Source organism: Mesorhizobium sp. M0563 (genome assembly GCF_040321065.1).
In the GTDB taxonomy this organism is placed as follows: Bacteria; Pseudomonadota; Alphaproteobacteria; order Rhizobiales; family Rhizobiaceae; genus Mesorhizobium.
In genome coordinates this window covers 251235-261223 of the sequence record NZ_JAMYQV010000005.1, presented here as the reverse complement: position 1 = coordinate 261223, position 9989 = coordinate 251235, and the positions used below count along the sequence as shown (strand labels likewise).

Here is a 9989-nt window from a genome sequence, read left to right as displayed (position 1 = left end):
TCACCACCGTGCCATGGCCGCTCGCCCTTCAGAGCAAGCGCCGTTCTCTCTCCAAAACTTTTTGCAGAACCTTCAGGACACTATCGGCCAACGCGTAGGTGATTGGCACGTTTCCGGCCCTTCCCGCCATCGACCACCAAAGGCCAGCATGCCATATGTCCGCCAGTGTATGACAGACCGGCACGCCTGATTTCGTCCTGTCACAATCTCATCGGAAACAGGATGGGCAAATCGCTTCAGAACCCATCTGGCCAATACAAACGGCTCGCTGCCACCGAGTTCGGCAGCTCTGGCCGACATTCGCCATAGCGGGGGATTTTCGGCCTTTACTCCGCCGCTCCGCTCTCAGCGTGATTGTTCAGGGCGATAAGGTTTTTTGCTCGGGCCAGGCTGCCGGGCTGCTCATTGCGGTAACGGGGTCCGATTTCCATGATGAGAACGGTCCCAGGCAAAAAGACCAGTTCGCTGAAGATGTCATCCCATTCGATATCGCCTCAGCCGAGGGGTAAGTGCAGTCGCCCAGACCTAGACTAGCGCTGCATCCTCCTGCGGCAGGTAGGTTCGATGGAGGCCCTGCGGGCGCCCGAAGGAATCATGGACATGCAGGTGCCCCGCAACCGGAGCCATGGCCTGCAGCTGCTCGTGGAAGTCCAGGCCGCGATGGGTGGATTCAATATAAGCATGACTGAAATCGATAAGCGCCACCAGGTTCGAATGGCCGACCGCCTTTACCGTCTGCGCCACCTCGGCCGGGGTCTGCCGGCGCTGACTTGGGTCCATGGCGAAGAGGTTCTCAAAGGCGATGCGCACACCATAGAGCTTGCTGAACTCAGCGAGCTCGAACAACGCTTCGCGTTCGCGTTCCTCGAAACCGGGACCATCGAGAATCTGGTCGGAGCGAAAATGCCCGCTATGCTGGACAAGCACGCGCGCATCGATCCGATCGCAGAGTTCGACCAAGGCCTTGGCTGCATCAATCTGGTAACGACAGACCGCCGGGTCCATGAGGTTCGATGAGACGACGCCGTGAACCGTATAGCGGAAATCGAATTGGTGGTCAGTGCGACAAGCCTCTCGGCTCTCTCGGGGATGACGCGGCCACCCGCTATGAGATCGAGGGTCGTCAGGCCCAGTTCGACGGCCTCGACGCCCATATCAGCAAAGCTGCGAAGGTCCGTTTCAATGCTCTCCAACCCGCCATTGGGGGAGATTGAGTTAAAACCTGTGGCGATAATGTTGCTCATATGCATCCCCCGATGACGGGCGGCCAGGAGTCCCAGCCGGTCCGGATCAGTGCTAGGTGAGATGGCAATTGCTGAACCGATGCCACTCTCGAAACGAGTCTTCGTTCGCCCCCAGGTGCGATCGAGCGGTCTACCGCTGTGATCAGTGGGCCTACATTAACGCGGATCGGACCGAAGCGACGTCGCGTCTCACAAAGCAGGCTGCCTGCCCCGGACCTGCAAGCTCTCAAGAGCACCTCTCGTTCCGGACAGACTTCATACAGAGAATCCCTTTCTCAGGCTAAACTATTACGGTTCACGCAAATCACCCTGTCATCCTGGCGAATTCATCAGCCTCAGAGCTGGTGGAACTGGCAAGATGCGCCGCATGAGGCAAATCATTCGAACGTCAGAGGCCCTGCCTCTGCAGAGTTTCCGGGTTTTTCATTGGTGCGGCGTGCTCGCAGAGCCTACGAAAAGACCGGTGAAGTCCGCAACACGTTGAATTCTCGGCGACACGCAGAGGTTACAGCCCGCCTGTATGCACCCGCAATGGCTCAGATTTGTCCGGGTACGGTCTACTCGGCGCCTGGAGAAGGCGAAGATTCCCGGATCGAGGCGCTTAGGCCACTGCGCCAGGGCGGAGCGATCAGATTCGTGTCATACCGTCAGAGGCAAGACACTCGCAATTGGGGGAACAGATGAAGGAAGAGAACGACGTTGAGAAGCTGGTGCGCACGCTGCGTGCTCGAGCACCTGATGACGCGGCGGTATTGCTGGCCCGAGAGTCTCCCGAGTTCATTCGGGACACACTAAAGTTGTTGCCGGACCGGCACGCCCGTAAGATGGCGGAGCATTTGCCGCCGCATATGCGGCCTATCAAGCCTCATGGCGATGGCAAGGACCCAGCGATCCCCGAGTCGCTCGTCGAGCTGATCGACCCGATTCCCGCCAGCGTTCCTGTCGGCACGACGGTAGCCGCCGCAGTGGAGGCCGTCAGACGCACCCAGGTGCCGACCGAGCTCACTTATCTCTACGTCACCGACCAGGGCGACAAACTGGTTGGCCTCGTGGTCCTGCGCGATCTGATGCTGAGCGAAGCGGACGCCACGGTGGATCAGATCATGCTGTCAAAGCCGTTCGCCCTCCCCGTCGGACTGTCCTTGAGCGACGCCTGCAAGGCAGCGGTACGCCGGCACTACCCTGTCTATCCAGTGGTGGACGCGGAGGACCGGCTGCTCGGGCAGGTCCGTGGCTGGCGCTTGTTCGAGCAGCAAATCATCGAGATTTCTGCCCAGCCTGGCCAGATGGTCGGTGTGCAGAAGGAGGAGCGTTCTTTCACGCCGCTGTTTTCAGCCTTCCTGAAGCGTCATCCGTGGCTGCAGCTCAACCTGCTGACGGCCTTCATGGCCGCTTTCGTGGTCAGCTCGTTCACAGGCACGATCGAGAAGATCGTCGCCCTGGCGGCATTCCTCCCGGTCTTGGCCGGGCAGAGCGGAAACACCGGCTGCCAGGCATTGGCTATGACGCTACGTGGCCTTGCCCTGGGCGATGTGGATAAGCGACCGAAACTGCACCTGGTGATGAGGGAGGGCGCGCTCGGGATCGCCAACGGCGTGCTCGTCGGTCTTGTGGCGGCTGCGGCCATGTGGTTCTACGCCTCGCGGCAGCCGGAGTCGGCAGCCCAGGCGCCCATGCTGGCACTTGTCATCCTGCTCGCCATGTCCGGATCGTGCCTCATGTCCGGAATCTCCGGCGTGCTGATCCCGTTGGGGCTGCGGCGGGTCGGCGCCGATCCGGCCGTAGCTTCGGCGATCTTTCTTACCACCGTCACCGATATCGTAGGCATGGGCCTGATGCTTGGGCTCGCCACCATGCTCGTGTTGTAGTTTTGGCGTGTCCGCCGATGCGCGTCCTGCACAGGACGCGGTCGGCGGGATCATCACCGTTGGATTTTTGGAGCTTTGAACCACCGTGACTGAGCAGGTTGCGATACAGACGGATTTTGCGCGTAATTTAAGCGCAGGTATGGGCTTTCTGGCCCAGGAACTCACCGCGGGCGTGACGACCTCGGGCGTAGCATTGCCGATGTGCGTCTCCTCCGGCGTCCTTGCCCTATCACCGCTCGGCGCAGATCGGGTGGCGGAAGGCGCGCTTGCCGGCGTCATCGCTGCCATTGTCGGCGGCATTGTCGCGTCCGCATTTCAACGGTCGTGCTTCGTGACGACCATGCCCAGCAACTCGCTGATCCAGGCGAGCCTGCTGGGATCCCTGTTGGTCGCTCTCGACGGCAACACGACACAAGCGCTGCTTGCCTTCGTCGGTTGCGTGATGCTGACCGGCCTATGGATGATGCTTATCGGCGCGACCGGACTCGCCCGGATCGTCAAGCTTGCCCCCCATCCGGTTGTCGCCGGGTTCGTCTCGGGCGTCGGAATCCTGGTCATCAAGAGCCAGACGCCGATGCTTCTCGCAGTCTCCTCCTGGAGCGGCATCATGGCGGCGGACTTCAGCCTGGCGACGATCACAAGACTTCCATTCGGTCTTGCGCTGATCGCGGCCATGGCGATGATCACGCGGCATGCGCCCAAAATTCCGGCGCTGCTTGCCGGCCTGATCATCGGCTATGTAATCTACCATGCTGCCCGTCTGTGGGCGCCCGACATTGAGCTCGGGCCCGTTATCGGATCGATCGATATAGAGGGCTGGGCACCGGTAAGCATGATCGAGGCTGCCTCAACGCTCCGGCTGGGGCTGAAACATATCTGGTGGACCCTGATTGCGGGCTCGTTGACCTTGGCGATCGTGGGAACGCTCGACACCGTCTTTACCCTGCGCACTGCGCGCAATCTGGCCGACATTCAGGTCGGCCAGGACCGCGCCCTTGTCGGGCTGGGCATGGCCAATCTTGTCTCTCCCATGATGGGCGGGCTGTTCGTATCCACGTCGGCCGCGCTGACCGCCGCCAACTACCGTGCCGGCGGGCGCATGCGCACCTCGACGTTTGCGAGCCGGGCGGTGCTGCTTGCGGCCATCCTTGCGTTCCCGAATCTGATCTTCTCGATGCCGCTGGTTGTGCTGTCCGCCATTCTGGTCTTCGTCGGCATCAATACCATCGACCGTTGGGCACTGCGGACGGCGCGGCAGGCACTTCTCGGCGACAGTGCGGCGGGCCGCACCCAGGCACGGCGCAATATGGCCGTGGTCGCCGCTGTGGCGCTCGCCACAGTCCTTGGCCAACCCGTTGTCGGCGCCGTGGTCGGCGTGGCGCTGGCCTGCATTGTCTTCATGATCGAAATGAGCCGACCGGTGGTGCGGCGCAAGGAGATCGTCGGCAAGACGCGCTCCAGGCGCATCCGCTCCACTGCTCAGACCGAGTTGCTGGCGATTCACGAGCGCGAGCTGGCGGTCCTCGAGCTGCAGGGCGTGCTGTTCTTTGGCAATGCCGATGAGCTCGCGGAGGAAATTGACCGCCTGCCCAGCGTGGTGCGAGTGATCATTCTCGATTTCCGCGCCGTCAGCGACGTCGACGCCTCCGGCGCATTGACCTTGCAGCAGATCTCCGCTCGCAGCGCCCGGCGTGGTCAGCGATTGTTCTTCAGTGATCTCAGGGATGCCGAGGCCCTGGAGGAGTTTACGTCACAAAGCGATGGGCCCAACATCTACCCCGATCTCGAGGCAGCGCTGGAGCGCTTCGAGGAGGAAATCGTCGAGTGCACGGACAGTACTGCCCGCTCGGTGATAGCGGTGCCGCTCGAGCGCACCGATTTCGGCATGACCATGGCGCCGGAAGATTTGAAGGTGCTGATGAGCTATCTCGACCACGTCGAGTTCCCCAAAGGCGCCGTGCTGTGCCGCGCTGGCGATCAGGCGGACCGACTGTGGATGCTGACGCGCGGTTGTATCAGCGTCTGGGTGGATGCGCCTGGCGGACGGCGGCGGCTGGCGAGCATCGGGGCTGGATGTACTGTGGGGGAAATGGGCTTCCTGACCGAGCGACCGCGCTCGACCGACGTGATCGCGGACGAGGACGTTGTTGCCTATGAGCTGGCCTCGTCTGCCGCCAACAAGATATCAAAGGCCAAGCCGCATATCACGCAAGCCGTGTTGAGAAGCATTGCCCGCCAGCTCTCCGATCGCCTCCGCAATGCGACGGAAGACCTTCGGATGAGCCATATGTGACATCGATGGGCTAGGCAGCGCCCAAACGCGTGCAGAATCACGCGAACTATATTGATCTTGAAGCACACTAGTTTCGTTAGCGGGCGATGAGTTTTGTTAGTTTCTATCGCTACGGAATACTTCAACCGATACAGCAACGCCGATAAGATGTTTTGGCAAGCAGCGCAGCCGAAATACGAATTAACTCGATAGTTTGTTGCGCGGCTGCAACAGCTGTTGAAAACTCGGACGATTTCGTCACAGGTCAGTCGCCTTTTTCTTGTAGTCGTGCTAAATCGTTCGCACTAGTCGGGTTTGGGGTGGGTTCTCGGCATGCAATCTTCGTTTCGGACGATCGTCGGCTGCGCCGCAGCGCTGCTTTGTACCGGCGAATTGCCGGCCGGCGCGCAGGGTCTTTTTTCGGCCTATGAGGATGCTTTTTCAGCCCGCATCGCCAGTCCGGCCGACAACGGAACGCTCGCCCAATTCGTCACGGTTGCCGTTAACGCCGGGCAGTACGATCAGGCGATCTCGTCAATCGAGCAGTATTTGATCAAATATCCCCGCGATGCGCGCGCCCGGCTGGCGGCCAGCCGGTTGTACTATCATGTCGGCTCCTATGAATTGGCCCGGCGGCAGGTGCAGTACGGCATGGAAGTCGGCGGCCTGACCGCAAGTGAGCAGCAGGAAGCTGTTCGCCTGCTCGCCCGCATCGAGCGCGCGTTGCGTGGCGTCACCTGGGAACTCGCCCTGACCGGCGGCGTGTTCAGCGCATTTACCGATTTTGGGCCCGGCGGGGCGCAGGACGACGACAGCTTCGTCTCGCCCTATGGGCGGGCGGAAGGCTTTGTCCGATGGGACCTCGGCACGCCAAGTGCCGACGCTCTCGTTCTTTCGGGGTCATTGACGGCGACACAGCGCTTTTTCACGCCAGACCTGTCGGTTCCGGGTGGCAAGGAGACCTTCATCCACGGCAACGCCGCGATCACCTGGGACAAGGGATTACCCAACAGTGGGATCGATTCGCTGCGCCTGCTGCTTTCGGCGTTCACAGTTACGGATCGCTTCGACAGCGATATCCAGGAGACCGGCATCGGCGTCAGTGGGCGCTTCCTCGTGCGCCCGACGGTCGAGACGACGCTCTTCGCCGGTGGCGGCTATATCGATCTAGGCGCCTCGCAAGGCATTTTCGCCGATAGCAGGCTTTTCTATGAGGCAGGCGGCAGCTACCGCTTCCGCAATGGCCAGGCGCTCGGACTGCGCTTTGTCGGCTCGAATGACTTCGCCTCCGGATCTGAAATCGGCCGCAGCTACACGGGCGAGGTCCGCTATGGCGGCCTGTTGATGAACGTACCGGATCTTTTCGCATGGTCGCACCAGGTCGCTTTCTCGGCCGGACATAGCGACGCTCCCGATCTGTCCATCGGCATCGGCACAAGTATCAAGAGCGACTTCTGGCGCATTGCCTCGGAAAGCGATTTTCAGCTGACGGAGTCGCAGAAGATCAGCGTCGATCTTGCCTATCGCGAAACCAACTTCGACATCGCCAGCCGCGACCGAAAATCGTTCGAAATGCTCATGAGCTACACGTTGACGCTCAATTGAAAGAGGCCGCGATGAGGACCCCGTACCGTCAGATCGCCATTTTTGTCGCCTGCCTTGCCTTTGCGGCACCATCTGCCGCTGAAACGGTCGGGTCGATGACGGCCTACCAGACCAACATCGTCCGCAACAACGGCGGGACAATGAACGTCGGCGCGGGCGTCGAACTCGGCGACCAGCTGCGCAGCAATCCCACTGGTCTTGGAATGCTGGTGTTCCGGGACGAATCGAGCGCCAAGATTGGTCCGAACACCAGCCTGACGATCGATGAATTCGTCTACAATCCGGGATCCGGATCGGGAAAGATCGACATCGGGATGAACAGCGGCCTGGCCCGATTCTATGGCGGCCAGGTTTCGAAAGGCGGCGTCATGCAGGTTGCGACGCCGCACATGGTGCTCGGGGCCAGAGGCGGCATCATCGAAGTGCTGGTGGCAGCCGGCCAGACCGTCGGCATACTGCGCGCCGGCCGCATGACCTGCACGATGAATGGCAAACGGCTGGTCATCACAAACCCGGGCTTCGCCTGCACGTCGGAAAATGGCAAGCTGCTGACCGGCTACGGCGGAATCGACACCTTCCCGATATTGGACAGCATCGACCGGATTGCCGGCACCGGCCTGCCAGGCGCACCGGGTCCGGGATTGGACGTAAGCGCGCTTTGTGCGTCGGCACTCGGCGGCTCGCTCAAGGTCTGCGAGTCCAGCGATGGCGCATTGCCAGGAGTGGTCATGGAGTTCCCCGACAGCCCAACGCCACCTGCCGGGGGCGGGGTGAAGGATGAGGGCGATGGCGATGGCGAGGGCTGCGACTACTACTGCAATTAGGCCCGGCCGCACGACATGAGCCTTTTGGCCGGTTGGCGCTGGGCTGATTGGCGGCAAGCTGGCAGGCGCAAAATATCCGGCCTTGTGGTCGTGCTCCTGCTGCTCGCTTGCCATTTGGCTTTTGACGGGCCGTTGTCGCGCCTGCGTGAGCGGACGTACGACTTCTACCAGTTTCTCGCCCCACGCCAGGCGACGAGCAATCCTGTCGTGATCGTCTCGATAGACGACGCCAGCCTCAAGGCACATGGGCGATGGCCCTGGAACCGTGGCCTCTTGGCCGATCTGGTCGATGGCATCACCGAATCCGGCGCGGCGGTGGTCGGGCTTGCGCTGGTACTCCCCGAGGCCGACACCTCGCCTGAGGGCATCGCCGGAGACAAGCGCCTGGCAGCGGCGCTGGCCAAAAATCGAACGGCGCTTGCCGTCAGCCTAGGCAATGAGGCGACGGTTTCAGAAGCAGAACCCAAAGCCGGCTGGTCGATCGTCGGGCAGGTACCCGATACACTTCCCGGCTTCACCGGCCTGACCGGCTCGCTTGCCGAATTCTCGAATGCCGCCGCGGGCCTCGGCGTGATTCGCACCTTGCCCGATCCCGACGGCGTACTGCGCCATGTGCCGCTGCTGTGGCTTCGCAATACCGCTCAGGGCGTGCAGCTGTGGCCGTCCTTCGCGCTCGAGCTTCTGCGCCTTTACGCCGGGCAGGACGGCTACATAGCCCGGATGAATGCCGCCGGGTTCGACGCACTCAGGATGGCCGGCGCCATCGTGCCGCTCGAGCCGGAGGGGAGCATCCGCCTCTGGGAAACCGCCACGGATACGCCCCGTATATCTGCCAGCACTATCCTTTCGGGCGGCAGTGATCCGCGGCTGCGGGACGCCATCGCCATTGTCGATCTGTCGGCCGTGGGACTGACGCAGTACCTGCCCACCCCGACACGTCCAGCGCGACCAGGAGCGGACATCCACGCCGATGCAATCGGCCAGATGCTTGCCGGGCGCTACCTGGCAGAGCCAACGCACGCGCGTATGCTCGAGCGGCTCTGGTTTGTCCTCAGTGCCGTCGTTTTCATCGGACTTTCCGGAGTGCTCGCCTGGCGTTTCGTGCTTGGTGCCCTGGCTCTCGTGCTGCTGGCCGTCACGCCGTTCGTGTTCGGCGCTCTCGAATACAGCCTGCAGGGTGCACTCTATGACCCGCTGCAGCCGGCGCTTGCGACGATCCTGGTAGCCGGCTTCGAAGGCTATGTTCTCTACAGGCGCAGCGAGCAGCGCCGGTCCACCCTGGCACGGCAGTTCTCCCAGTATCTGTCGCCTTCCGTGGTGCAGCGCCTCGCAAGCTCGGACACCGAAGCGATCCTGTCCGGCGAGAAGCGCGAGATCACGATCCTGCTCAGCGACATACGCGGCTTCACGACGATGAGCGAACAACTCGATACCCAGGAAATCGCCAAGGTGGTCAATCACTTCCTCGGCATTGCGACCGATGAGATCCTCAAGCGCGACGGCACCATCGACAAGTTCATGGGCGATGCGGTGCTCGCCTTCTGGAACGCGCCGCTTGATCAGCCGGACCATCGCGAGCGCGCGCTCGACGCGGGGCTTGCCCTGATCGAACGGGTGACGCGTGAAGACGCCGCCTTCACCGCGGACGGCCACCCCTCCATCGCAATCGGCGTCGCCATCGAGACCGGCATCTGCTCGGTAGGCAATTTCGGCTCCGAACGGCGCTTCGATTACACCGCGATCGGCTCCCCGGTGAACCGCACGGCACGGCTCGAGTCGACGACCAAGAAGCTGGGCATCCCCCTGGTGCTTGGTCCCGGCTTTGCGGCAGGAGCATCGATGCCGGTCGTCCAGGCAGGCGCCTTTGAGCTCCAGGGTTTCAAGGGCGAGGTGCCGGTTTTCACCGTTCCGGAGATGCAAGCTGCTCACCAAGGTATGAGCCGCGAAGTAGAGAGCCAACGTGGTGAGCAATCTGGCGCCCCTGCCGTGGTGGTTGGTTCGCCGCCATCCGTGCAAATGGCACCGCCTGATCTTGCACCCCGAACCCGAAGCACACGCTGACCGGATCCAGCGGATGGCAGGGGTGCCGACCTGCTTTGTGAACTAATACTGCTGGGGAGGCCTAGGTGTCATCAAACGGCCCTTTAATTGCGGGTGGCTGTCAATCCGGATCAGC

At 61.9% G+C, this 9989-nt stretch carries 5 protein-coding genes and 1 pseudogene; 5 read left to right on the top strand and 1 reads right to left on the bottom strand.

All coding sequences use genetic code 11. The features are described 5' to 3' along the window. Nucleotides 1-326: 326 nt before the first annotated feature. Nucleotides 327-1244 (bottom strand): annotated as a pseudogene (locus tag NKI50_RS10205) (TIM barrel protein). 680 nt (nucleotides 1245-1924) lie between these two features. Here NKI50_RS10205 and NKI50_RS10200 point away from each other — a divergent pair. The 5 genes from NKI50_RS10200 to NKI50_RS10180 all read left to right on the top strand — a co-directional run bounded on the left by NKI50_RS10200 (nucleotide 1925) and on the right by NKI50_RS10180 (nucleotide 9874). Next, entirely contained in the window at nucleotides 1925-3112 is a 1188-nt protein-coding gene (locus NKI50_RS10200) for a magnesium transporter (protein WP_352716409.1), read from the top strand. 139 nt (nucleotides 3113-3251) lie between these two features. Beyond that, nucleotides 3252-5405, top strand: a complete 2154-nt coding sequence (locus tag NKI50_RS10195; RefSeq protein WP_352716407.1) for a SulP family inorganic anion transporter — start codon at nucleotides 3252-3254, stop codon at nucleotides 5403-5405. A 312-nt stretch (nucleotides 5406-5717) separates the two neighbouring features. Beyond that, the gene (locus NKI50_RS10190; RefSeq protein ID WP_023722243.1) at nucleotides 5718-6989 is read left to right on the top strand and encodes a tetratricopeptide repeat protein; all 1272 of its coding nucleotides are present in this window, start codon (nucleotides 5718-5720) and stop codon (nucleotides 6987-6989) included. An 11-nt stretch (nucleotides 6990-7000) separates the two neighbouring features. After that, nucleotides 7001-7813, top strand: a complete 813-nt coding sequence (locus NKI50_RS10185; protein ID WP_031195034.1) for a FecR family protein — start codon at nucleotides 7001-7003, stop codon at nucleotides 7811-7813. Nucleotides 7814-7828: 15 nt separating this feature from the next. Next, the gene (locus tag NKI50_RS10180; protein WP_352716404.1) at nucleotides 7829-9874 is read left to right on the top strand and encodes a CHASE2 domain-containing protein; all 2046 of its coding nucleotides are present in this window, start codon (nucleotides 7829-7831) and stop codon (nucleotides 9872-9874) included. Nucleotides 9875-9989 lie beyond the last annotated feature (115 nt).